Below are 25,100 nucleotides of genomic sequence, written 5' to 3' on the forward strand. Positions count from 1 at the left end.
CTACTAGGAAATTTTAATTAAAGAAGGGATATTGTATGCAAAATGAAAAAACTCAAGTAAGAGAAATCGAATTAACGCAGTTCATTAAAAAAAGACTCGTTCGTTTTATCTCAAGTTTAGCTATTTCTTCTGCCCTTGCTTCCATATTATATATGCTTCTGTTTCTATTTAAATGATGGGTCACTTCGAGTTGTCCAAAAAGGTGGACAACTTTTTTAGTGTATAGGCTTTTATTAAATCAGGACAAGCTAAGCTTGATTCAGTCAGGAAAAATTCAATCGGTCAAGAAATAGTCAAAAACAGTCATAGCTAATTGAGTAGAAGAAAACCTTTACATATAATGAGAAAAGTAGACAAATTCTTGAGTTACCAGCTTATTTCCTTTTGTATTAACTATTATTAAAACAAATACAAATCTAATTGTTCGTTCAAAAAACTTTATTTTGTAATTAAAAAAATGAATGTTTTTGATTTTTTATGATTGATTTTGAATGTAAACCGTGATAAAGTAAGTACATGAAATAAATGAAAACGCTTTTTTGAAAAAGGAGCTAGAACATGTTAACGCCGGAAAGACATCAACTAATCTTAAAACTTTTAAAAGAGAAAGAACTTGTAAAAGTGCAAGAGTTTATCGAAGTTACAGGCGCTTCGGAATCCACAATTAGAAGAGACTTAAGTCAACTAGAAGAAGAGCAAATGCTCAAACGTGTTCACGGTGGCGCTTCGCTTATTCGCAGTAAACGAATCGAACTGAGCGTTATCGAAAAATCTGCTAAAAATGTTCAAGATAAACGAAACATTGCAGAGTATGCGGCTTCCATTATAAATGAAGGTGACTGTATTTTTTTAGATGCAGGAACTACAACGTATGAAATGATTCCTTTTTTAAAGCAAAAAGATGTAGTTGTGGTGACAAATGGTTTAATGCATTTAAACCCGATGCTAGAACAAGGTATCACCCTCTATTTAATTGGGGGATCTGTTAAACATAAAACGGGCGCTTTAATTGGCAATGGAGCCCTTTTAAGTCTTGAGCAGTACCGTTTTGATAAGTGTTTCATGGGAGCAAATGGGATTCACCATCAATATGGATATACAACTCCTGATCCAGAAGAAGCATTAATCAAGCAAACGGCAATGAGGCTGGCTAGAGAATCTTATATTTTATCAGATTCTACTAAATTTTTTGAAACAAGCTTTGCGAAAATAGCCGATTTACATGAAGCAAAAATTATAACAAATGACGTACCTAGCGATGTACTTATACAGTATGCAAACAAAACAGACATAAAGGTTGTGAAATCATGATTTATACATGTACCTTGAACCCATCCGTTGATTACGTAGTACATGTTTCAGCATTCGAAGAAGGCGGACTTAACCGCACAACGAATGAAGCCAAGTTTCCAGGAGGAAAAGGCATTAACGTCTCTCGCGTTTTAAAGCGATTAGGTGTTGATAATAAAGCTCTCGGTTTTGTAGCCGGCTTTACAGGAACCTATATCGAAGACTACTTAAAAGCGGAGAATATCGAAACAGCTTTTACAAGAGTTGATGGAGATACGCGTATTAACGTAAAGTTAAAAACAGAAAAAGAAACAGAAATTAACGGTCAAGGACCTGCTATTACAGACGAAGCGCTTCAGTCTTTATTGAATCAAGTAAAGCAAATGACTGAAGGCGATATCTTCGTATTAGCGGGGAGTATACCGAAAACGCTTCCAAGTTCTGTGTATGAAACGTTAACTGAGCTAGCAGCAGCGAACGGAGTAAAAGTTGTAGTAGATGCAAGTGGGAAAACCTTGCTAGACGTCGTGTCTCACAAGCCGTTTTTTATCAAACCGAATCATCATGAACTTGCAGAATTGTTTGATGTAGAAGTAAACAGTGCAGAAGATGCGCTAGTATACGGTAAGAAGCTCGTGGAACAAGGAGCGCAAAACGTCGTTGTATCCATGGCAGGCGATGGAGCCCTTCTTATTAACGAAAGCGGTGTCTACAGTGCCACAGTTCCTAAAGGAACAGTGAAAAATTCTGTTGGAGCTGGAGATTCACTTGTAGCTGGATTTATTGCTTCTTATGTAAAACAAGGAGATTTGTTAGAAGCCTTTCAAACAGGAGTCGCTTCAGGAAGTGCCACAGCATTCTCACTTGAATTATGTACAGCAGAAGATGTAGAGACGCTTCGTGAACAAGTGTCAATCACAAAGGTAGAGTAGGGGGAACCGAGAATGAGGATTACTGAATTATTAAAAAAAGATACAATCATTCTTGATTTAAAGAGCACATCAAAAGCTGATGTTATTGATGAGTTAGTTGGAAAATTAGACGAAGCTGGTCGCTTAAGCGACCGAGCTGGCTATAAAGAAGCAATTTTAAATCGTGAATCTCAAAGCACAACGGGAATTGGGGAAGGCATTGCCATTCCACATGCAAAAACAAACTCGGTTAAAACACCGGCCATTGCATTTGGACGCTCAACAGAAGGTATTGATTATGAATCATTAGACGGACAGCCCGCACACTTATTCTTCATGATTGCAGCGAGTGAAGGAGCGAATAATGCTCACTTAGAAACACTATCTCGTTTGTCTACGTTATTAATGGACGAATCGTTCCGAAAAACGTTGCTAACGGCATCATCAATTGATGAAGTTATTAAAGCAATTGATGATAAAGAAACTGAAAATGAAGCGCCGGAAGAAGAAGTGGATACAGCTTCAGATCAATTAGTGCTTGCTGTAACGGCTTGTCCAACAGGAATTGCACACACATATATGGCAGCGGACAGCTTAAAAGCAAAAGCGAAAGACATGAATGTGACACTCAAAGTTGAAACAAACGGTTCCAGCGGTGTTAAAAACGCGTTGACGAAGGAAGAAATTGAAAACGCTACCGCTATTATTGTTGCAGCGGACAAGCAAGTGGAAATGGAACGTTTTGCAGGTAAAAAAGTCATTCAAGTTCCAGTAGCTGAAGGAATTCGAAAGCCTCAAGAATTAATTAACCGCGCGTTAAAAGGAGACGCTCCTGTATACAGCGGCGGCGGTGGCAGCAAAGAAGGCGGAGAAAGTAAAGGATCAGAGCGTACAGGGTTTTATAAACACCTAATGAGCGGTGTATCAGCAATGCTTCCGTTTGTTGTAGGTGGCGGGATCTTAATTGCCATTTCATTTATGTTTGGTATTCACTCAGCAGAACCAAAAGATCCAACGTACAATGCGTTTGCAGCGGCGCTAAAAACAATTGGCGGAGATAATGCATTCTTCTTACTAGTACCGGTACTAGCAGGGTTCATTGCAATGAGTATTGCTGATCGTCCTGGTTTAGCTCCTGGTATGGTTGCAGGTCTTTTAGCAGCTTCTGGTGGAGGCGGTTTCTTAGGTGGTTTAATCGCTGGTTTCTTAGCGGGTTATGTAGTAGTGGGATTAAAGAAATTATTCAGCGGTTTACCGCAAGCGCTTGATGGAATTAAACCAGTTCTTCTTTATCCGCTATTTGGGATTTTCATCTCAGGACTGATTATGCTTTATGTTGTAAATGAACCAGTTAGTGCAATTAACAAAGGATTAACGCACTGGTTAAGTGGATTTGGTACAGGTAACTTAGTGTTACTAGGTATTATCTTAGGCGGTATGATGGCTATTGATATGGGTGGTCCTATTAACAAAGCAGCCTTTACATTTGGTATTGCAATGATTGATGCTGGAAACTATGCACCTCATGCAGCGATTATGGCAGGCGGTATGGTTCCACCATTAGGTATGGCTATTGCGACAACTTTGTTCAAAAATAAATTTACTCGTCAAGAGCGTGAAACAGGTAAAACATGTTATGTAATGGGTCTTTCATTTATCACAGAAGGTGCGATTCCATTCGCAGCAGCTGACCCAGGCCGCGTTATTCCCGCATCGGTTATCGGTGCTGCAGTAGCAGGTGCTTTAACAATGATGTTCCACATCGGTTTACCAGCACCACACGGCGGTGTATTCGTTATCGGAATTGTACAAGGAAACCCTCTTTTATATGCACTAGCGATTTTAATTGGTGCAATTGTAACAGCGGTCCTTGTAGGTGTATTAAAAAAGCCAAAAGCAGAATAACAAATAAAGACTGATTTTACATGATGTAAAATCAGTCTTTATTTGTGTTTTTGTAGTAGACATTTGTTCTTTATGAGAGTACAATTACGTTAGTATTCCTTTAATTTTTAGAAAAGTTAGATAGATAAGCTTTTCTACTTGATAAAATATGTTACAATAATCGAATATTAAAAACAAAGTAAGGAAGTGTCTCAAACATGAAGGTTGCGAAGTTTGGCGGGAGTTCAGTTGCAAGCGCAGAGAAATTTAAACAGGTTGCGCATATTGTAACGTCTGATAAAGAGAGAAAGCTGGTAGTTGTGTCAGCTCCGGGCAAGCGATACGGAGAAGATACAAAAATGACAGATTTGCTAATCGCACTTTCTGCCAAAATACAGCTTGGAGAAGATTACGTAGATGAGTTTGGGCAAGTAATTGATCGCTATCGTGAAATCGTTGTTGACTTGTCTATACCGGAAACGATTATTACTGACATTATTACGAATTTACAATCACTTATTGATTTACATAAAAATGATCCATTTCGCTTATTAGACTGTCTAAAAGCAAGCGGAGAAGATAATAATGCAAAGGTAATGGCTGCTTATTTAAACCATTTAGGGTTTGAAGCTCATTATGTAAATCCGAAAGAAGCAGGTATTTTTGTTTCCGATGAACCAGGAAGAGCAAGAGTGCTTCCATTGTCTTATGAAAAACTACCGCAGCTAAGAGAGCGTTCGGGCATTCTGGTGATTCCAGGATTCTTTGGCTACTCTGAAGAAGGGAACATGGTTACGTTCTCGCGCGGTGGGTCAGATATTACAGGTTCAATTGTAGCAGCTGGAGTAAAAGCTGATTTGTATGAAAACTTTACTGACGTAGATGCTATTTATAGCGTGGATCCAAGACTTGTGGAAAAGCCTCATGAAATGAAAGAAGTAACATACAGAGAAATGCGTGAACTATCCTATGCAGGCTTTTCTGTCTTCCATGATGAAGCGCTAGAGCCGGTTTATAAATTAGGTATTCCTGTATGTGTAAAGAATACAAATAACCCTGAAGCAAAGGGTACATTCATTGTAGCTGAGCGTCCCCACGGCGATACGCCGGTAGTTGGAATCGCTGGGGACAAAGGTTTTTGCAACATTCATGTGAGCAAATACTTATTAAATCGTGAAATTGGTTTTGGCAGAAGGCTGCTTGAAATTTTAGAAGATGAAGGTATTTCATACGAACATACTCCTTCAGGAATTGATAATATCTCTGTCATTATGCGCGAGCATCAGCTTACACCAGATGTGGAAGAGCGTGTATTTGCTCGAATTGAAAAAGAGCTTGAAGTAGATGAAATCTTTATTGAACGTGATCTTGCTATGGTTATGGTAGTAGGAGAAGGAATGAATAGTACAGTAGGAATTGCAGCAAAAGCTACAGAAGCTTTTGCCCGTGCTGAAGTGAATCTTGAAATGATCAACCAAGGTTCTTCTGAGGTGAGCATGATGTTTGGTGTGAAAGCAGACGCTTTAGACCGTGCTGTTCAAGCTCTTTACAATACGTATTTTAACAGCATGTACAGCATTTCTTATTCTAATGTAAAATGAACAGGACGAAAAACCCCGCTTTCTTTTTAGAGAGTGGGGTTTTCTAGTGAAGGCGTATAAAAATCAAATTTGTGGACATAAAGGGAAGGAAGAGTGAACCAAAAGGAGGAAATACAGTGAAGAAACGACCCTTTTTCATATTCTTTTCCCTTATAGGTATTAGCGTACTTTCAGCATGCCACAATGATGATGCAGCACCGGCAAGAGAAGCTCAGAATAAACAAGGCGTGACAAATGGCGGAACGCCGATGAGCTATGATACTCAAAGTGAAAACACATCTTTTAACTTTTCAAAATTTGATTTGGAAGTGGACTATAAGGGGCTCAATAATGATTATGAAGCCGATTATGAAAATGAAAATGATGAGATAGAGGCCAAAGTGGATGATAATATTAACGATGAACACTTGAACGGAGACGAAGCTTTTAATAAATTATCTTCTAAATTTAAAAAGTTGAATTTTGATCAACATACGCCCAATAAAGATGTAAAAAAGGAAGTAATTGATGCGTTTGGTCTAAAAAAGGATTTTCAGTCGTTTGAATTAGAAGTTCGTTTTTCAAACGGAACGGAAAAAGAATACAATTTTAAACAAAAGTAAGACGTTAAAGCTAAGAAAAAAGTGACAACACGAGCGGCTCTTTTTATATAAAAGAGCCGTTTTTTATGTCTAAAAAAAGGAGAATAGTGAAAGGATGTTGATAAATAAGCAAAAGGAGGAGTCACTGATGCAAAAGTGGATAATGAACGGATGCGTAGTCTTTATCTTGTTATTGTTAGGGGCATGCAGTATGGTAAAAGGGCAAAATAACGCTCATGAAAACCATTTGAAAGCAGAGGAAGCGAAAGAAACAAGCGAGGTATCGGTAGAACCTGTTAAGGTGGATTTAACGAATACATCAGGCAAAAAAGTAGGAGAGGCTACGCTGTCAGAGGCAAAAAACGGTGTGCACATTAAATTGACTGCTCAAGGTCTTTCACCGGGGAGACATGGATTTCATATTCATGAAATAGGAAAATGTGAGGTACCGGATTTTAAAACAGCGGGTGCTCATTTTAATCCTTTTAAACGTGAACATGGCTTTAAAAATACAAAAGGCCCGCATGCAGGTGATTTGCCCAATCTAGAAGTTGCTCCAAATGGCAAAGTAGATACAGAAATTTTTGCTTCTCTTGTCACGCTGCAAGAAGGAAAGCCGAATTCTCTTTTGGATATGGATGGGTCGGCATTAGTGATACATGATAAAGTCGACGATTACACCACGGATCCTTCAGGAAACTCAGGAGATCGGATTGTTTGTGGAGTGATTACAAAATAAGCCAAAAAGCTGTGAGATCATTCACGGCTTTTTTATTTCAGTAACGAGCCGCTTCTAAATTGCGATGAGCTTCTTTTTTTTGCACAATAGAAGAAAGAGCTAAAGAAGGTGAAAACATGCATAAGCAAGTTGTGGTAATAGGCGGAGGAATAGGTGGGTTAACAGCGGGAGCGTTTTTAGCTAAACATGACTATGAAGTGACGGTTTTAGAAGCTTCTCGAGAATGGGGAGGCTGTGCAGGGAAATTTCAGCGCCATTTCTATACGTTTCCTGTTGGAGCGACGCTTGGAATGGGATTTGAGCGCGGAGGGATACATGAGCGAATCGGCACGTACCTTGGCCTAGAAATTGAAAAGATTTCTCTTAAAAAAATCATGAAAGTCTATCTTCCTCATCGTACACTGATTTATCATCAAGACCGGTATCAGCATATTTCCTATCTTCAAAAACAATTTCCTCATAAAGCGAAGAATATTAGGAGCTTTTATGAAAATGTTTTTAGAATTGCAAAAGAAATTCGTAAGCTTATGCAGTCTCTGCCGGTTCTTCCTCCTCTGACAGTCGGTGAGTGGAGCAGGCTGGTAAGTTCATTGAATTTTGGTTCTGTGAAGCTGTTGCCTTATTTTCATCAATCGTTTAGTCATTTGCTAAAAAAACACAGTTTGTTAGACGAAACGGACTTTCTTCATTTTATTGATGGTCAATTAATAGACAGCATGCAGACAACGAGTGAGAACTGTTCAATGCTTATTGGATGTCTAGCGTTGGATATCTATCACGAAGGCGCTTTTTATGTAAAGGGTGGCTTATACAAAGTCGCAGAAGCACTGCAAAAATCTATTAAAGCCAACGGAGGAAAAACGACTCTAGGAAGGAAAGTAGTAAAGATAGAGCGTGATAACGACGGGTGGATATTGCATGATCGTAGAGGTAACCGTTACCGTGCATCAGACGTTGTATGCAACGCGCCGGTTCAAAGCTTAAAGTCTTTGCTACATGATGAAGATTACCAACATATCCATAAGCGGGCAAAAGAAAAAGGCGAGATTGCACAGTGGGGAACGTTTTCGATGTATTTTGCGATTGATGAAAGAGATCTGCCGCAAAAGGTAGAGTTGTTTCAGCAAGTACTTCAATCCGAACAAGGGGAGATGACAGAAGGAAATCATTTATTTATCTCAGTTTCTCATCCTGATGATCGTTTTCGTGCGCCTGAAGGCAAGTGTACAATTACAGCGTCTACTCACATTGAGCTTAGCAAGTGGAGTAACAAAGAAGCCTATGATATTCAAAAACAAGTTCTTGAGAAAAAGATGATAGCGGGAATTAAAACCGTTATTCCTAACATTGAAGAAGCAGAGCATCAAATTTCAGGAGCTCCTAAAGCATGGGAGAGGTTCACTTCTCGCCCAAACGGCGGAGTGGGAGGCTTTCCGCAAACGTTAGACATGCCCTGTTTAACAGTATTTCGCATCGATCCGGCTTACAAGGACTGTGGTTATGCGGAGATACAGTGTTTCCAGGAGCGGGAACTATAGGCGTATCGGTAAGCGGCTATCATGTTTTTCAAAGTATAACGTCTCATCGCCATACGTTACCTTAACATTTCTTACATACAAACTACTATTGTTCATACTATCAAAAAACACCGGCCCTATTACCATAGGGCCGGTGTTTTCAGGAGAGAAACAGCTTCCACCACTTCCGTTTTCGCTTCATATCAGCAGCGGCAGTTTGTCTAAAGGTTTGGACAAAATCACTAAACATCTCTTCGCGTTCAGCTACGCTTTGACGATGAAGCTTACGTTCTTTCTCCATTTCTTTCAAATAATAGACTCGTTCTTCATTCATCGAATCAATTAAATCACGAAGCTCTTCTGTCGTATTGGTTGAAGAATTGTTTAATTTTTCAACCATAAATTTTACTTGATTCATAGCAACGGTAGAATTGCTTGAGAATCGGTCTAATAAATACTGCATTTCTTTAGAGGACTCATCCGCATTCTCCATTACATCTTTCATGAACAGGCGTATATCCTCTGTTTTCTCTTCAGCGATTGTTGAATAATCTTCAATCAGAGAAGTAACTTCATCAAACGATTTTTCGTTAGAGCGGATAATTTTTTTAGACATATTTTCTACGTCTCTTGCGCTGCGTTCTGAAGACTCAGAAATGTATGCCCCGACTGACTCCACCATTTCTACAGTTTGAGTAGCACTTTTTTCGAGCTCTCTTTTCACTTCTCCGACAATTTCTTCGCGAACTTCATTTCGCATTCCTTCTCGCATTTCTTTTAACAAATCAGCTTTAAACGTATCAAGTACCTCAAACACATCTTCATACCGGCGAACAGCTTCTACTAATTCCCCTTGAAGCATTTCTTTTTCATTCACAACAAGGTCGTTTGGTTTTGGCTCTTCAATAGAAGCAGAAATAGCCTGCTTTTCTTCTTCAGTAGCTAATCGTGCTTCAGGTATAGGAGGGGTCTTCTCTTGCTTATTTTCTGAAATGCTTTCCTGCTTTTCAGCAGCTTTTTTCTTTTCTTGCTTCATTTGTTTATTGGAGTGTTCTTGAAAATCAATGACGTTTTCTTTTTTAGCAGTTTTCAACTGTGCCGGTTCTTCTTCTTTTGAAACCGCTGCCTCTGATTCCATCACTAAATGTTCCTGCTCTTCTTGTTCCTTTATAAGCAGCTGAACATATTCTTTCACTTCATCTAACGTACATTGTTCATCAAACAGCTGTTTAATATCATTAAATAATTCAATTTGTTCCTCTGTATAGACACGGGCCCCATCTACTCGTTCAATTGTTAAATAGCTGCCCAATAATTTTTCCCATTGTTTTAGCGTTTTCTTTTCTACCTCTAATTGATCACTTACTTTTTTAATTGTATATGTCTCCATCATTTTTCATTTCCTCCCTTATCTATTTTCATCCAACTATGTAATGGATTATTTGTTGTATGTTGTATTCACCATATCTTCACTTGTTTTCCTGCTAGGTGACAAAGGTTGTCAAAACTAGACGACATTAGCCTTCTATGTAAAGAAAACGCATATTTTGTAAAAAAATGTACAGAAATGCGCAAATGGCAAAAATGGAAAATAGAGAAGAATAGGAGAGTATAGAAAACAGTTGACGGGAAAAAATGGATCCTATAAGATATGTTTAAATGTTTAAGTTCTTGAACATATAAACATAAGGAGAGAACACTATGTCACAGCATTATGCGCTCATCACCGGTGCCTCGGGAGGAATAGGAAAAGAGTTAGCTTATCAATTTGCAAAGGATGGGCACCCTTTAATTTTAGTTGCCAGAAGCGCTGATAAACTAACAGCTATTGGAGAGAATTTAAAATCTACTTATGATATTGAAGTGATAACGGTTGTAAAGGATTTATCAAGAGAAGAAGAGATACAGTCACTATATGAAGAACTTAAAAATAAAGAAATGCACGTTGATTATTTAGTGAACAATGCTGGTTTTGGACTATACGGTAAATTTATTGAAACAGCTTTAGATGAAGAGTTAAACATGATTGACTTAAACATTCGAGCATTAACTCATTTAACAAAATTATTTTTACCCGATATGGTCAAAAGAAATGGCGGGAAAATTTTAAACATTGCGTCCGTTGCTGCATTTATGCCGGGTCCGCTTATGACAGTATATTACGCAACGAAAGCGTACGTATTATCTTTCACAGAGGCCCTTGAAAATGAATTAAAAGGTATCAATGTAACGGTAAGTGCTCTATGTCCGGGTCCGACTAAAACTGGTTTTAGCGACCGAGCCCAGCTAAGCAACTCCAAGCTTTTTCAAAGCGGTGCGATGGATGTAGAAACTGTGACGAAAGTTGGCTATAAAAAATTTATGAAAGGGCAGACGGTTATCGTACCAGGAGTACAGTTTCGTCTTGCCACGTTCATCCCGCGCTTCGTGCCAAGAAAGTGGCTTGCATCTGTTGTCCGAAGAACACAAGAAATTAAATAGAGGAGAATATATATGAGTGAAAAAGCAGTCGAGTTATTTCGCGCCAGCATTCCTGTTTTTCAGGCGCTAAGCGATTCAGCAAGACAAGATATTATTTTGCTGCTCGCGGAAAAAGAACCTTTAACCGTTAATGAAATTGCAAACGAGTCTACTCTATCACGACCGGCAATTTCTCATCATTTAAAAATTTTACGCGATCAAAAGCTTGTGCAAATTGAACAAAAAGGGACGCAGAGATATTATTCATTAGCTTTAAATGAGGCAGTTGAGCTATTAAAAAGCTTGCTTGCTACAGTTGAAGCCGAATGTTTATAGGGAGATGAAAGGGATGAACCACGAGCAACTCTATATCACAGATGAAACGGTCATTGAACATATTGTCTCTACGCAAAAGCAATATTTCTATGCGCAAAAGACAAAAAGTATCAACAGCCGTATTCAAGCGCTGAATAAGCTCAGAGACGTAGTCAAACAAAACGAGCAGAGAATTATGGATGCTTTAAAACAAGATTTAAATAAATCTGAAGTAGAGGCTTACACGTCGGAAATTGGGATTTTACTAGAGGAAATTCGATTTACGCTTAAACATTTAGCAAAATGGATGAAGCCTAAAAAAGTAAAAACCGCTTTAACACACGTGGGTTCTAAAGGGAAAATCGTTCCTGAACCGTATGGAGTAGCGCTAATTATTGCCCCGTGGAACTATCCGTTTCAATTAGCGCTGTCTCCTTTAGTAGGAGCGATTGCCGCTGGGAACACGGCTGTTATTAAGCCTTCTGAATTAACGCCTAGCGTATCTCGCGTTATACAAGAATTACTAGCTGAGGCTTTTGATCCAGCATTTGTGACGGTGATTGAAGGCGCTGTAGACACCACAAGCCCGCTTTTAAAACAGCCCCTTGATTATATTTTCTTTACGGGAAGTGTAAATGTAGGGAAAATTATTATGCAAGAAGCAGGGAAGCAGCTTATTCCCGTCACGCTTGAACTAGGCGGAAAAAGTCCGTGTATTGTACATGAAGATGCAAACCTAGATCTTGCAGCAAAAAGAATTATATTTGGCAAAGGAATGAATGCAGGCCAAACGTGTGTTGCTCCTGATTATTTGCTCGTTCATAAAAAAGTGAAAGCGCAGCTGGTGGAGAAACTTCGCGAAGCGATTTATCAATTTTACGGTAGTAATCCGCTTGAAAGCGACCGCTACGGCCGTATTGTCAGTGAGCGCCATTTTACTCGGTTAGTTGAGTTTTTAAAAGACGGAAACGCTATAATTGGAGACGGGTACAATAAAAACACGCTAACAATAGAACCTACGGTGTTAAGTGAAGTAAGCTGGACATCAGATGTCATGCAAGAAGAAATCTTTGGGCCTATTCTTCCTATGACTGAATACGAAAAACTAGACGAAGTAATTCATAAAGTTCAAGAAAAAGCTAAGCCGTTAGCTCTTTACTTATTTACAGAAAGTGAAGATGTACAAAACTTCATAACGGAGCGTCTTTCGTTTGGAGGAGGGCTGTATAAATGATACGCTTATGCATATCGCTCCGCCATACTTGCCGTTTGGCGGAGTAGGAGAAAGCGGTACGGGTCAATATCATGGAAAAGACAGCTTTCAGACATTTTCTCATTTTAAAAGCATGCTGTCTCAAACAACCAAGTTTGATTTGTCATTCCGCTATCCTTCGGAGAAACAAAACTTGAAAATGATCAAAAAAATATTGAAATAAAAGAGCCTCCTGATAGAAGGCTCTTTCGTTATTTTGAAAGTGAAAGCTGAGAAAGCGGCCATTTTTCTTGCGTATACGCCATTTCCCAAAATAAATACTCCAGTTCACAGCTTTTGATGAAGTGATCTTTCATACGATTACGTTCTTCTTCAGTCGCTTGTTCGGCAAGTTCATCAAGCTTGTTACAAAACCATTGTGTTGTGCCATTCATTTCTTCATTATTATAAAACTGAATCCATTCATAAAAAGGATGAGAAGGAGATGGATTTACTTGTTCTGTAATGCGCTGGCCAATTTCAACGTACGTCCACGGACATGGAAGGAGCACTGCAATGATTTCCGCTAAGCTGCCTGTATGCGCAACGCTCATCATATGATTAATATAGTGACTGGCCGTCGGTGAAAGCGTCTCAGTGTGAAGGTCTTCATAACGTACGCCTGCTACTTCACAAAAATTATTGTGAGGGTGTACTTCACTATGTAATACCGTAGAAATGCCGGCATTAAAGGCTTCCATTTCGGTACGCGTGCGGCATTTTGTTAAAGCAGCGCCGTAAATGCGGACAAATGCTGTTAAGTATTCGTAATCTTGAGAAACGTAGTGAATAAGCGCTTCTTTTGGTACGTTTCCTTCAGCGATTCCTTTAATAAAAGGATGGTTAAAAATTGCTTCGTAAATATAGTTTGCTTCTTGTCTTAATTGAGATGAAAATGACATCAAAATCCTCCTTTAATATGAGGAAGTCACAAACAAGCACATAAAGGAAATAAAAAACACTCCGTTTATAAACGGAGTGGCAAAGGACAGTAAAAAACTGAACATTGCCACTTTCCTACGCTGGTATGAGCCAGATCAGGTTCAAAGGGATCAAGAAAACTTGTCTCAGCCGGTGGGCACCCCTAGTGGACTTCCTATTAACCTATCTTTAACTTACCATATATTCTGAAAAATAGAAAGCGTTATGGGAAATTGTGCCCTAACCGTTTTTATCTCTTAAAGAGGTAGCTTCTTTAAGCTATTTTTAATCATTTTTGTTTGAAAATGCATATTTTTAGGGAAGAAGAGGTATTAATGAAGGGAAGAGCCGTTTTCGTCTCCCAAACATTCCTATATAAATAGAAGAAAGGAGAGAATAAAATGGCAAAATTTCGTTTGTATGCTGTATTAAATACAGTAGGCTTGGCTATTACACTACTTGTGAATTATTTAGCAAATGCCATTCCGATAGGAGGCAAAACAACGGGAGAGGCTTCTGCGCAAGTTCCTACGTTGTTTACACCAGCGGGTTATGCCTTTGCTATCTGGGGCGTTATTTATTTGTTATTAACTATTTGGGTTATACGTCAATTTTTTGCAAGAGAAGACCAAAAGGAAATATACGCACGTATCGGCATTTGGTTTTTTCTAAACTGTTTGTTAAATAGTGCGTGGATTTTTATTTTCCAAAACGATAACTATAAGTTATCACTTTTAGTTATATTCTTGATCTTAGGGACATTAATGATTGTGTATTCCATTATTCAGCATTCTCGGATGACAACATGGTTTATGCGTCTGCCGATTTCTCTTTATCTTGGATGGATTTCTGTTGCGACTATTGTCAATGTGTTTGTCGTATTTCAAGCAAATGGAATACAGCACTTACTTGGCCTAAATGAGTTAGCTTGGACCATTATTATGCTGCTGGTAGGAGCTGCGCTGGGCATTGCGTTTACATTAAAAAAACGAGACGCTGTTTATCCGCTTGTTTTTATTTGGGCTTATATTGCCATTGCAGTGAAACAAAGTGGAAATCAGCCAATTGTAATTACTGTTATCATTTCAGTTGTTTTATTAGCAATTGCTATTATTGTGGGGCTGATTAAACGCTATAGACGTTTTTAAAAAGAAGCTCTAGCTTTTGTAAGCTAGAGCTTTTTATGATGCTCTTTTGATTGTAAAAAAGCAGCTGTAAAAGCAATTAAGCTAATTAAAATACCAAAAGGAACAACAATTGGTACGAATGATAAAATAAATGTCATAAGTGTAACCTCCATGTTGCATCGGTGCATAATGAAAAATTCAATTTTTTTAAATTGAAGTTCCGCTATTATAGTATGCTAGGCTTTATGTTTGGAGCCTATATGTTTAGAAATAAACGAAAAAGGCAAAACACGTTACATATAGGTTATATATAGGAGGAGTTAAAGTGGAAACATATATCGTGGCTTACACAGATAAAGATGATATGGAATATAAACAAGTAACGTGCGAGAGTTATGAGGATGCAGAGCGTACGGTTCTTCGTTTAGAAAGAGAAGGGCATATGCATATTGAAGAAATATCAAATCACGAAGCTTATCGTGGAGACGAATCATCGTACAGAGAATAATAGTTGAATAAAAAGACCGAGCCTAAAATGAAGAAGCCGCTGCTTCTTCATTTTTTTATAGAGATATCATTTTATAGAAAAAAGTAAAACGGGAATGATTTTCTTCTGCATTTATGGTACAGTACTAATCAGGTGAGTTTTGAGTTTAGAAGAGGAGAGAGTAACATTATATGAGTAAAGGAAATCAGTGGTCTTCACGCCTCGGTTTTATTTTAGCATCTGCTGGGGCAGCAATTGGTCTAGGAGCGATATGGAAATTTCCATACGTAACGGGAACCAGTGGCGGTGGAGCGTTTTTTGCGTTGTTTATTTTATTCACGATTTTTATTGGACTGCCTCTGCTGTTGGCAGAATTTATCATTGGAAGACATACGGGAAAAGAAGCGATTAGTGCTTATAAGGCAATTGCTCCAAAGTCCGCTTGGGTATGGATTGGTAGGCTAGGAGTACTCAGCTGTGTCGTGTTGCTTTCCTTTTACAGCGTCGTTGGCGGCTGGGTGATTTTATATACGATTATGAGCGTAACCGGTATGCTAAGCGGAAAAGAGTACGGGCCGCTGTTTAATGCCGTCATTAGTCAACCTTATGTAGTATTAGGTGCACAGGCGCTGTTTTTATTAATTACAGTGTTTGTTATTTCAAAAGGCGTACAAAAAGGAATAGAGCGTGCTAATAAATACATGATGCCGCTATTATTTATCTGTTTTATCATTATCGTTGTTCGCTCTTTAACATTAGACGGGGCTTTAGAAGGAGTAAAATTCTTTTTAAAACCGGATTTTTCAGCCATTACAGGGTCATCTATTCTCTATGCGCTTGGCCAGTCGTTTTTCTCGCTTTGCGTGGGGTTATCCTGCATGGTGACATATAGCTCTTATTTAGGGAAAAAAGTAAGCTTGACGCGTTCTGCAGGCACCATCGCTATTTTGAACTTGTTTGTTTCACTGCTAGCGGGCTTAGCTATTTTTCCGGCTGTTTTTTCGTTTGGATTAAAGCCAACCGAAGGGCCTGGACTTTTGTTTGTTGTTTTGCCAACAGTATTTGAGAAGATGCCGTTTGGTACCGTCTTTTTAGCGCTGTTTTTAATTTTATTTCTGTTTGCTACGCTTACGTCTGCTTTTTCACTGCTGGAAATTATTGTAGCTGCTTTAACCAAAGACGATCAAACAAAACGAACTCGCTACGCTTCTTTGTCAGGGGTTCTTGTGTTTATAGTAGGCATTCCATCAGCGCTTTCGTTTGGTGTGCTAAAACACATCTCGCTTTTTGGCAGAAGTATATTTGACGTAGCTGACTTTTTTGTGAGCAATTTAATGCTGCCTCTTGGAAGTTTAGCCATTGCGATTTTTGTGACATTTAAAATGAAAAAAGAAGCCGTGTATGAAGAGTTTATTTCAGGAAGTACAAAAGGCGCTAAATTATTCAACGCATGGTTCTTTCTAGTTAAATACGTGTTGCCTATTATTATTATAGCTGTTCTATTAAGCTTACTTGTTGCATATTAAAAAAAGCACTCAGATGAGTGCTTTTTTGTTTATTTTGCAAAAACATGATGTCCGATCGTGATCGTAACCTGTTTTTGACGAAGCCATTGGTCGCTTGTTTTATCTGGATTAAAGAAAAATAATGAACCTTTTCCTTGACCTCTAAAAGCTAGAGCTTCATTTACAGCTTTTTTTGCTTGAGCATCCGCTGCTTTATTAATTTCACCGTTTTGTACAGGTGTAAACTGTGTACCTTGATAAATGACATCATGAATAGAGTTTGGGAAAGAATCGCTATCCACGCGGTTTAAAACGACTGTTGCTACAGCCACTTTGCCAGCGTAAGGTTCGCCTTTTGCTTCAGCTTGTACAAGGCGAGCTAACAACTCTTTATCACTTTCGCTAATAGAGTTAGGGATTGTTAATATTTCATTTGCATTAATAGAGTCGCTAGATTTGTGGTTCGCTTCTTTTAATTGTTTAACAGTAACGCCGTATTCAGCGCCAATCTTGTAAAGAGTCTCTCCGGCTTTTACGCGATGGGTTGTTTCAGCGGCATTTGCCCCGTGACTCATGCCGAACATAGGAACTGCTAGTGCTCCAATAATTGCTAGTTTCTTAAACATAAAGTAAGTACCTCCTGAAATCCTTTTGAACGCCCCTTTTATCACGGATCGGTGCGCGTACTGGGCACCGAACTTTATATGTACGTTTCAAAGATTAACAGGTGTCAATACATCTTGTCACTGCTTAAAACATACCAATCCAGGAAGATATTATAATAGTTAACAGATAATTTGAAAAATACGTTGACTGATAATAAAGGAGTGAATTATAATGAACGAGTAAATAGTTAACCGTTTAACTGGAGAGATTTTATGGGAGAAAAGATAACGATTCGTGATGTAGCAAAGCATGCAGGGGTGTCTGCAGCTTCAGTGTCTTACGTCTTAAACGGAATTAACAAAGTATCCGATGAAACAAAAGAGCGAATTTTAGCTGCGGTAAAAGAATTGAACTATGAACCAAACTTAACTGCCGTTAGTCTCTCAAAACAAAAGTCCAATATGATTGGCGTTATGTTTCCGCTTACAGATGATTCTCTTTCTACTATATTTAAAGATAACCATTATTACAGCGAAATGATTAGTGGAATTGAATATGGGATCCGTAAGCATGGTTATGATCTAGTCATATCTGGAGTGAGTAGCCCAGCTGATTGCCTAAAATGGATTCGAACGAGAAATATTGATGGTCTCCTGTTTTTAGGAGTCTTCCCGCATCGATTGTATGAAAAAATGAAAGCGTTATCGAATCCGATTGTGCTAGTAGATACATACGAAAAGTACGAACGTGATTATCATCATATTTCTGTAGACGATGAGTATGGAGGATATCTAGCTACAAAACATTTAGTGGGTTTGGGGCACCAAGAAATTGCCTTTATCGCCCATCACCTCGTCAATAGTCCAGTGGATAAGAAGAGGTATATAGGCTACGAGAAAGCATTAAAAGAAGCGGGCATTACACCATCAAAGACGTTTGTTTTTGAAGCGAACGAAAGCTCATTTGATAACGGCTACAATTTAGGAAACAAACTGCTGCAAGATCATAAGGATATTCGGGCGGTTTTTGCATCCTCTGATACGCTGGCGCTTGGAATTATGAAAGCACTGCAAGAAAAGGGAAAAAGAATTCCGCAGGACTACTCAATCGTAGGGTTTGATGACATAACGTTTAGTAGCTATTCATCTCCAAGTCTAACAACAATTCGTCAAGATGTATTTAACAAAGGAGTAGTAGCCGCAACGTCTGTTATTCAAGCAATTGAACACCGTTTCAGCACGCTGCAGCATGTAAAATTATCGGTTGAACTTATTATTCGAGATTCAACTGCTAAGCACTGGTGAACCACAGTAAGTTAACCGGTTAACCAAAGTTTAGTATTCATAAAAAAAGGGGATATAAATTAGCATTTACAAAAAAGGGGATATGAAAATGATTAATGTTACAGTATGGAATGAAAATCGTCATGAAAAGAAAAATCCGGTTGTAAGAGAAATTTACTCTGAAGGCATTCACGGGGCCATCGCTTCTTTCTTAGAAGAAGGAGGATTTCGTACGCACACTGCAACATTAGACGAAGAAGAACATGGCTTGACTGATGAAGTATTAAATCAAACGGATGTTTTAGTGTGGTGGGGACATTTAGCACATGACGAAGTAAAAGATGACATCGTTGAGAAAGTAAAGCAGCGCGTACTAGACGGTATGGGGCTTATTGTCTTACACTCAGGTCACTTTTCTAAGATTTTCAAGACGTTAATGGGCACAAGCTGCGACTTAAAATGGCGTGAAGCGGATGAAAAAGAGCGCTTATGGGTAGTAGAACCAAGCCATCCGATTGTGGAAGGTATTGGTGAATTCATCGAGCTTGAGCGCGAAGAAATGTACGGAGAGCACTTTGATATTCCAGCACCTGATGAACTGATTTTTACGAGCTGGTTTGAAGGCGGAGAAATTTTCAGAAGCGGTTGTACGTACAAACGCGGAAATGGAAAAATATTTTATTTCAGGCCTGGACATGAAACATATCCAACATATCACAACAAAGACATTCAGCGTGTCCTTATGAATGCTATTAAATGGGCGAAGCCAGCAGAGAGAAAACGTCCTGTTTACGGTAATGCGCAACCGCTTGAATCAATCGCTGTTAAAAACTAATTAATAATGCTTAAGCAAAGGGGATAGGAAAGATGACAAAAGTAAAAATTGGGGTTATTGGGTGTGGAAGCATTGCGCAACACCGCCATTTACCAGAATATAAGATGAATGAACAAGTAGAATTAGTAGCCGTTTGCGATATAAACGCCGAACGTGCAAACAGCGTAGCACAGCAGTACGGTGTAAAAGCTTACACAAACTATGAAGAACTTTTAGCAAGCGGTACAGTGGAAGCAGTGAGCGTATGTACGCCCAATTATCTTCATGCGCCTATTTCGGTTGCAGCTTTAAACAGCGGAGTTCATGTCCTGTGTGAAAAGCCGATGGCAACATCAGAAGAAGAAGCGAAAGCGATGATTGAAGCAGCAAAAACAAACGGTAAAAAACTAATGATCGGACATAATCAGCGCTTTGTAGCTTCCCATCAAAAAGCTCGTGAACTTATTGAAAAAGGGGAAATCGGTAAAATTTATAGTTTTCGTACGGCTTTTGGCCACGGTGGTCCGGAAGGTTGGAGCGTGGACGGAAAAGAAAGCTGGTTCTTCAAAAAAGACGAAGCATTTATTGGTGCTATGGGAGATTTAGGTGTTCATAAAACCGATATGCTTCGCTACATATTGGGTGAAGAAATTGTAGAAGTTGGTGCATTTGTGGAAAGCAATGCAAAAGACTTTGCAAACGTAGACGACAATGCTGTGTGCGTATTAAAAACGGAAAGCGGAATTATCGGGACGCTTGCGGCAAGCTGGGCTTACAATGGAAAAGAAGATAACTCCACGATTGTTTACGGCGAGAAAGGGATTCTTCGTTTAGAGGACGATCCGAAGTATTCATTAGTTGCACAATATGCAACAGGTGAAGTGGTGAACTATGAATTAGGAAAAATTCAGTCAAACGATGAAGGCGGACAAAGCAATTCTCACGTCATTGAACAATTTGTAGATGCAGTTGCAGAAGATAAAGAATCTCCTGTTCCTGGTGAAGAAGGGTTAAAATCACTTGCTGTTATTTTAGCAGCTTTAAAATCAAGTCAAACGAAACAAATTACGCGCGTGTAAGAGGTGAAAAACGTGAGAATTGGCATAATCGGAGCAGGAGGGATTGCTGTAAGCAGACATATCCCAGCATTCAAACAACTAGGTGATGAATGTGTGATTTGGGGGCTTAGCGATATTAATAGTGAAAGAGCCACAGAGGTAGCCAATGAGCATAACATCCCTCACGTATTTGTCGATTATAAAGATATGTTTAAAGAAGTGGATGCTGTATGTATTTGTACACCGAATAAATTTCACGCCGAGTTTGCAGTAGAAGCGCTAAAAGCAGGCGTTCACGTCCTATGTGAAAAGCCAATGGCGATGTCTAAACAGCAAGGTGAAGAAATGCTTGCTGCTGCTAGAGAATCGGGTAAGCAGTTAGCGATTGCGTATCATTACCGGTTCATGAAAGAAGCGCAGGCGGCGAAAAAAATGATGACAGAGGTAGGACGACCTCTAGTTGCACGTGTCAGAGCGATGCGTCGACGAAAAGTTCCCGGTTGGGGCGTATTTACGAACAAAGATCTTCAAGGCGGAGGCAGTTTAATTGATTACGGCTGCCATTTGCTTGATTTAACGCTTTGGCTAATGGGAAATCCAATGCATACTGAAGTACTTGGAAGCACATATAATGAACTGAGTAAAACGCCGAATCAACTAAATCAATGGGGAGCATTTGATCATGAAACATTCAGCGTGGATGATCATGTAACGGCCTATATTAAATTTAAAAATGGGGCGTCCCTTCTTTTAGAAACTTCTTGGGCTGCTAATATCGAAGATGATGAAGAGCACGTAAGTATATCAGGGATAGAGGGCGGTTTAAGCGTGTTTCCGTTTGAACTATACACGTCTAAAAACGGTATGCTCATGAACAGTACGTCACCTTGGATAGATGGAGAAGATGATTACAGCTTAAGTCAGGCTAAAAATTTCGTTGAAGCGTGTAAAGGAAATGCTGAATTAGTGGTAAAGCCACAAGAAGCGCTTCAGGTCTCAGCCATTATTGACGAAATATATCGCACAGGGGGAAACTAAAATGAAACTTGGAGTATTCACGGTCTTATTTGCGGATCTTTCTTTTGAAGAGATGTTAGATAAAGTAAAAGCAGCAGGTCTTCATGCTGTTGAAATCGGAACGGGCGGCTATCCGGGAAACAGTCATTGTCCGCTAGATGAGCTGCTTGAAGATGAAGGAAAAAGAGAAGCATATATGAAGCAGGTAAAAGACCGCGGGCTTACAATCAGCGCGTTTAGCTGCCACGGCAATCCTATTTCACCTGAAACAAGTTTTGCCAAAGAATCTGACGAAACGCTTCGCAAGACTATCCAACTAGCATCATTAGTAGATGTTCCAGTGGTTAACTGCTTCTCTGGAACAGCTGGAGATCACGAAGAAGCTAAGTATCCAAACTGGCCTGTTACACCTTGGCCTAATGAATATGGAGATGTATTGAATTGGCAGTGGGAAAACAAGCTTGTTCCTTATTGGAAAGAAATTGGAGAACTAGCGGAGAAGCATAATGTGAAAATTGGTTTAGAACTTCACGGTGGATTTTTAGTTCATACTCCGTACACGCTACTAAAGCTTCGCGAAAAAACAAGTCCAGCGATTGGCGCTAACCTTGATCCAAGTCATTTATGGTGGCAAGGAATTGATCCGGTAGGAGCTATTAAAATTTTAGCAAAAGAAAATGCGATTCATCATTTCCATGCAAAGGATACGTACTTGGACCAAGATAATATTAATATGTATGGCCTGACGGATATGCAGCCATACGGAGAAGTCCAAACGCGTGCGTGGACATTTAGATCGGTAGGATGCGGACATGACGTAAAAGAGTGGTCCGATATGATGAGTGCACTTCGCACATACGGATACGATTATGTAGTCAGCATTGAACATGAAGACCCAATCATGTCTATTGAAGAAGGATTTAAACGCGCGGTTACGAACTTACAAAGTGTATTAATTGAAGAAACTCCGTCACAAATGTGGTGGGCGTAAAGCAAAAGAAGCATCTCTAAAAAAGAGGTGCTTCTTTTGTGTGCATCAATACTTCAATTAGTATATCGTTCACCTGAATTTCGATACAAACGGGTGATTGGTAACCCAAAAGCGCCAAGGGTAATCCTTGGCTTCACCAGAATTATCAATGCCAACGCGAGGTCCGGCGGAAATCGCTGAAGGAGTGAAGCCACGAGCAATATAAAGAGGAGGGCTGGTTAAATCATGACCGTACAAATCCATTGAAACTCCCAGTGCTTTTGTTAGTTTCCCAGGACCATTTGTCCAATTTATTTCGTTTTCCATCCCTCGACGTCTAGTTTTCATCAAATCTTTGCCGCTAAATGGCTCAATAGCTCGAATGAGGACGCCTTCTGGATAATCAATATTGCTGCTTACAACATTGAGTAAACAATGCGTATGCATCGTATGCGTATAGGCATGACCAGGAGGGCCGAACATTACTTCCGTTCTTTTTGTGCGCCGGTTGTTAAAACTATGAGCTGCTCGGTCGAAAGGCCCTTTATAAGCCTCTGTTTCTACAATAAAACCAGATGCAGTTCCTTCTGCCGTTTCGTGAACAAGAAGACATCCTAACAGCGACTGAGCTAATTCAAGTGTAGGCTGTTGATAAAATAAAAGAGGAAGTGGTTCAATTGCTAAAAGAGAACGCGTCATTTGCTGTAGTCCATCCTTTCAAAGCAGGTTCATTTACGCTGTTATGCGCATCTTTTATTATGATGTTTTCTTTGTTATTTTGCAAAGGGAGGGACTGATTAGTAAAGTAATTTCTCTTACGTCACATTCCAGTATTTGCATCAGCATGATCCAACTTACCTCTATAAAATTGCTTTATTTTAAAGAATGGTTTCGTTTTGCACGTTTAGGGGGAATGTTTTACTACAATACTTGGCTTTTGCTGCTGATACGATAGATGACACGTAGTTCATCCATATTTTACATGCTTTTAGTTTTAAAAAATAGTGATCCGTCTTTTCTTCATTTTCGTTCTACACATGAAAGCAGAATAAAAAGATTGAATTGGAGAAAATTCTTTATAAATGGAAGTAAAGAAAAAATATCCTTCAAAGAGTATTTAAAGGATTTTAGAACATATTAAAAATAAAATTTATATACTGTGAGGAATAGCTATGAACATCCACTTTGATACATTAACGAACTTATCAATTAAAAATATTTTTGGGCCTGCATCTCAAACGATCACCCATCTAACATATCATTCAAAGCAGGTTCACGACGGATCAGTATTTTTTAGTATAAAAGGTGAAAATGAAGATGGACATCAATATATTAAAGAAGCTATAGCTAGAGGAGCCGTAGCAGTCTTTGGGACAAGCGTTGAGAAGCTTCGTCTTTTGAGCACCCAGTATTCTCACTGTACGTTTTTAACTGTTGACGACGTTCGCAAAGTAATGGCTTCTTTTTCTAAAATGTATTTTGATTATACGGATGAAAAAATTGAGACAATTGGCGTTACCGGTACAAATGGTAAAACAACCGTAGCAGCTTACGTAAGGTCGCTTTTAACTCTTTTAAAATTGCCAACAGGGTCGATTGGAACGACCGGCATTTGGTCATCAAAGCAGAAGTTAGTTTATAAAAAAAGTACGCCTACAACGCCTGAATCGGTAGACTTGCATAAAATTTTTTATGATTTGTATACAAGAGGTGATGAAGCGGCAGTGATGGAAGTATCTTCAATTGCTATTGATCAGCAGCGAGTAGAAAATATTTATTTTGATGTAGCCATTCACACAAACTTATCAGAAGAGCATTTAGAGTATCATAAAACGTTTGAGCACTATAAAAAATGCAAGATGAAATTATTTCAACAGGCAAAACATGCCGTTATTAATATAGATGATCAGGACATGGGGAAAGACTTAAGTAGGGTATTTGAAGGACCTAAAGTCACGTATAGTTTATTAAATAATGCGGAAGCAACTCTGCAAGCAAAAAACATTATCGTTAAAGAAGGAGGATCTTTCTTTGATTTACTCTATAAAGGACAGTCATACAAAGTAGTAGTGCCTGTATATGGTGATTACAACATTGCTAACGTGTTAGCGGCCGTCGGTACAGCTCTCCACTTTGAATATCACATTGAAGATATTATTAGCGTACTTCCTCAATTGGAAAGTCCAGAAGGGCGCTTTCAAGTGATAGAAGGTCCAAATAACCAAAAAGTGATTTTAGACTATGCCCATACGCCTGTGGCCCTTACTCGTTTAGTAGAAGAAGTAAAAAAGTTGGATTATAACCAGCTGATTGTTATGATTGCAGGGATAGGCATTCGAGATTTTAATAAAATGCCTAAAATGGCACGCACCATTGAAGGGAAAGCTGATGAAATTATAGTAACGGTTGATCATCCAGGTCATCATGATCCGAACGTAATCGTAGATCAAGTGATAACGGGTTTTTCAAATCCGAGCGCAAGTAATATTCACCGCGCCCCTACTCGAACAGAAGGAGTATTAAAGTCGCTTTCTTTAGGAAAGCCGAATGATATTATTTTACTTACAAGCGGCTGTATTAACGGCGCTCAGCTTGTAAAAGGAAACGAAATTCCGCATTCAGATGAAGAAATTATTGCCTCTTATTATGCGTCTTTAAGCAATATTTCTTAATATTCTTCTTCATTTATCGAACGTGCAGAAACTGAAACACCATACGAAAGAAGGTCTCTTACTATTTTTAGAGACCTTCTTTTTGCATCA

Annotated in this window: 23 protein-coding genes, 1 pseudogene and 1 riboswitch; of the genes and pseudogenes, 20 read left to right on the forward strand and 4 right to left on the reverse strand. The window is 39.0% G+C overall.

The window, feature by feature from the left end; genetic code table 11:
- Positions 1-35: 35 nt before the first annotated feature.
- The 8 genes from M3225_RS20085 (at position 36) to M3225_RS20120 (ending at position 8,544) form a co-directional block, all read left to right on the forward strand.
- Positions 36-176: a hypothetical protein gene (locus tag M3225_RS20085; protein ID WP_013056833.1), complete on the forward strand. Its 141-nt coding sequence runs from the start codon at positions 36-38 to the stop codon at positions 174-176.
- A 382-nt stretch (positions 177-558) separates the two neighbouring features.
- The gene (locus M3225_RS20090; protein ID WP_251396555.1) at positions 559-1,311 is read left to right on the forward strand and encodes a DeoR/GlpR family DNA-binding transcription regulator; all 753 of its coding nucleotides are present in this window, start codon (positions 559-561) and stop codon (positions 1,309-1,311) included.
- The gene (gene pfkB, locus M3225_RS20095; RefSeq protein WP_251396557.1) at positions 1,308-2,222 is read left to right on the forward strand and encodes a 1-phosphofructokinase; all 915 of its coding nucleotides are present in this window, start codon (positions 1,308-1,310) and stop codon (positions 2,220-2,222) included. Before M3225_RS20090 ends, pfkB begins: the two co-directional genes overlap by 4 nt.
- Before the next feature lie 12 nt (positions 2,223-2,234).
- Complete coding sequence (locus tag M3225_RS20100) at positions 2,235-4,106, forward strand: PTS fructose transporter subunit IIABC (RefSeq protein WP_251396559.1); 1,872 nt, start codon at positions 2,235-2,237, stop codon at positions 4,104-4,106.
- A gap of 197 nt (positions 4,107-4,303) precedes the next feature.
- Complete coding sequence (locus M3225_RS20105; protein WP_251396561.1) at positions 4,304-5,686, forward strand: aspartate kinase; 1,383 nt, start codon at positions 4,304-4,306, stop codon at positions 5,684-5,686.
- 116 nt (positions 5,687-5,802) lie between these two features.
- Positions 5,803-6,288 (forward strand): YusW family protein, encoded by a 486-nt coding sequence (locus M3225_RS20110; protein WP_251396563.1) that lies wholly within the window; start codon positions 5,803-5,805, stop codon positions 6,286-6,288.
- Between the two features lie 127 nt (positions 6,289-6,415).
- Positions 6,416-7,006 carry a superoxide dismutase family protein gene (locus M3225_RS20115; RefSeq protein WP_251396565.1) on the forward strand — a complete coding sequence of 197 codons (591 nt, stop codon included), beginning with the start codon at positions 6,416-6,418 and terminating at the stop codon, positions 7,004-7,006.
- A 116-nt stretch (positions 7,007-7,122) separates the two neighbouring features.
- Positions 7,123-8,544: an FAD-dependent oxidoreductase gene (locus M3225_RS20120; RefSeq protein ID WP_251396567.1), complete on the forward strand. Its 1,422-nt coding sequence runs from the start codon at positions 7,123-7,125 to the stop codon at positions 8,542-8,544.
- A 139-nt stretch (positions 8,545-8,683) separates the two neighbouring features.
- Here M3225_RS20120 and M3225_RS20125 read toward each other — a convergent pair whose 3' ends face one another.
- Entirely contained in the window at positions 8,684-9,916 is a 1,233-nt protein-coding gene (locus tag M3225_RS20125; protein ID WP_251396568.1) for a helix-turn-helix domain-containing protein, read from the reverse strand.
- Positions 9,917-10,224: 308 nt separating this feature from the next.
- Between M3225_RS20125 and M3225_RS20130 the strand changes: the two genes are divergently transcribed.
- From M3225_RS20130 to M3225_RS20140, 3 genes and pseudogenes are all read left to right on the forward strand, one after another.
- The gene (locus tag M3225_RS20130; RefSeq protein WP_251396569.1) at positions 10,225-11,004 is read left to right on the forward strand and encodes an SDR family NAD(P)-dependent oxidoreductase; all 780 of its coding nucleotides are present in this window, start codon (positions 10,225-10,227) and stop codon (positions 11,002-11,004) included.
- Positions 11,005-11,016: 12 nt separating this feature from the next.
- Complete coding sequence (locus tag M3225_RS20135; protein ID WP_251396570.1) at positions 11,017-11,319, forward strand: ArsR/SmtB family transcription factor; 303 nt, start codon at positions 11,017-11,019, stop codon at positions 11,317-11,319.
- A gap of 13 nt (positions 11,320-11,332) precedes the next feature.
- Positions 11,333-12,734: pseudogene (locus M3225_RS20140) on the forward strand (aldehyde dehydrogenase).
- A 28-nt stretch (positions 12,735-12,762) separates the two neighbouring features.
- Here the strand turns inward: M3225_RS20140 and tenA are convergent.
- Positions 12,763-13,452 carry a thiaminase II gene (gene tenA, locus M3225_RS20145; RefSeq protein WP_014460308.1) on the reverse strand — a complete coding sequence of 230 codons (690 nt, stop codon included), beginning with the start codon at positions 13,450-13,452 and terminating at the stop codon, positions 12,763-12,765.
- A 95-nt stretch (positions 13,453-13,547) separates the two neighbouring features.
- A riboswitch (TPP riboswitch) is annotated at positions 13,548-13,646 on the reverse strand.
- A 226-nt stretch (positions 13,647-13,872) separates the two neighbouring features.
- Here tenA and M3225_RS20150 point away from each other — a divergent pair.
- From M3225_RS20150 to M3225_RS20160, 3 genes are all read left to right on the forward strand, one after another.
- Entirely contained in the window at positions 13,873-14,619 is a 747-nt protein-coding gene (locus M3225_RS20150) for a TspO/MBR family protein (protein WP_251396571.1), read from the forward strand.
- A 304-nt stretch (positions 14,620-14,923) separates the two neighbouring features.
- Positions 14,924-15,106 (forward strand): hypothetical protein, encoded by a 183-nt coding sequence (locus M3225_RS20155; RefSeq protein WP_251396572.1) that lies wholly within the window; start codon positions 14,924-14,926, stop codon positions 15,104-15,106.
- 170 nt (positions 15,107-15,276) lie between these two features.
- Positions 15,277-16,611 carry a sodium-dependent transporter gene (locus M3225_RS20160; protein WP_251396573.1) on the forward strand — a complete coding sequence of 445 codons (1,335 nt, stop codon included), beginning with the start codon at positions 15,277-15,279 and terminating at the stop codon, positions 16,609-16,611.
- 29 nt (positions 16,612-16,640) lie between these two features.
- On the opposite strand, the gene M3225_RS20165 is transcribed toward M3225_RS20160, so the two are convergent.
- Positions 16,641-17,216 carry a cell wall hydrolase gene (locus tag M3225_RS20165; RefSeq protein ID WP_251396574.1) on the reverse strand — a complete coding sequence of 192 codons (576 nt, stop codon included), beginning with the start codon at positions 17,214-17,216 and terminating at the stop codon, positions 16,641-16,643.
- A gap of 252 nt (positions 17,217-17,468) precedes the next feature.
- Here M3225_RS20165 and M3225_RS20170 point away from each other — a divergent pair, with 252 nt between their 5' ends.
- The 5 genes from M3225_RS20170 (at position 17,469) to M3225_RS20190 (ending at position 22,359) form a co-directional block, all read left to right on the forward strand.
- Positions 17,469-18,500, forward strand: a complete 1,032-nt coding sequence (locus M3225_RS20170; RefSeq protein WP_251396576.1) for a LacI family DNA-binding transcriptional regulator — start codon at positions 17,469-17,471, stop codon at positions 18,498-18,500.
- An 88-nt stretch (positions 18,501-18,588) separates the two neighbouring features.
- Positions 18,589-19,314 carry a ThuA domain-containing protein gene (locus tag M3225_RS20175; RefSeq protein ID WP_251396578.1) on the forward strand — a complete coding sequence of 242 codons (726 nt, stop codon included), beginning with the start codon at positions 18,589-18,591 and terminating at the stop codon, positions 19,312-19,314.
- Positions 19,315-19,346: 32 nt separating this feature from the next.
- Positions 19,347-20,372, forward strand: a complete 1,026-nt coding sequence (locus tag M3225_RS20180; RefSeq protein WP_251396580.1) for a Gfo/Idh/MocA family protein — start codon at positions 19,347-19,349, stop codon at positions 20,370-20,372.
- A 12-nt stretch (positions 20,373-20,384) separates the two neighbouring features.
- Complete coding sequence (locus tag M3225_RS20185) at positions 20,385-21,389, forward strand: Gfo/Idh/MocA family protein (RefSeq protein ID WP_251396582.1); 1,005 nt, start codon at positions 20,385-20,387, stop codon at positions 21,387-21,389.
- Between the two features lies 1 nt (position 21,390).
- Positions 21,391-22,359, forward strand: a complete 969-nt coding sequence (locus M3225_RS20190) for a sugar phosphate isomerase/epimerase family protein (protein WP_251396584.1) — start codon at positions 21,391-21,393, stop codon at positions 22,357-22,359.
- A 69-nt stretch (positions 22,360-22,428) separates the two neighbouring features.
- Here the strand turns inward: M3225_RS20190 and M3225_RS20195 are convergent, their stop codons facing one another.
- Entirely contained in the window at positions 22,429-23,037 is a 609-nt protein-coding gene (locus M3225_RS20195; RefSeq protein WP_251396586.1) for a DNA-3-methyladenine glycosylase, read from the reverse strand.
- A gap of 473 nt (positions 23,038-23,510) precedes the next feature.
- Between M3225_RS20195 and M3225_RS20200 the strand changes: the two genes are divergently transcribed.
- A complete protein-coding gene (locus M3225_RS20200; protein WP_251396588.1) occupies positions 23,511-25,010 on the forward strand; it encodes a UDP-N-acetylmuramoyl-L-alanyl-D-glutamate--2,6-diaminopimelate ligase in 1,500 nt (499 codons plus the stop codon).
- Positions 25,011-25,100: the final 90 nt, after the last annotated feature.

It is taken from the genome of Priestia aryabhattai, from assembly GCF_023715685.1.
GTDB lineage: Bacteria > Bacillota > Bacilli > Bacillales > Bacillaceae_H > Priestia > Priestia aryabhattai_B.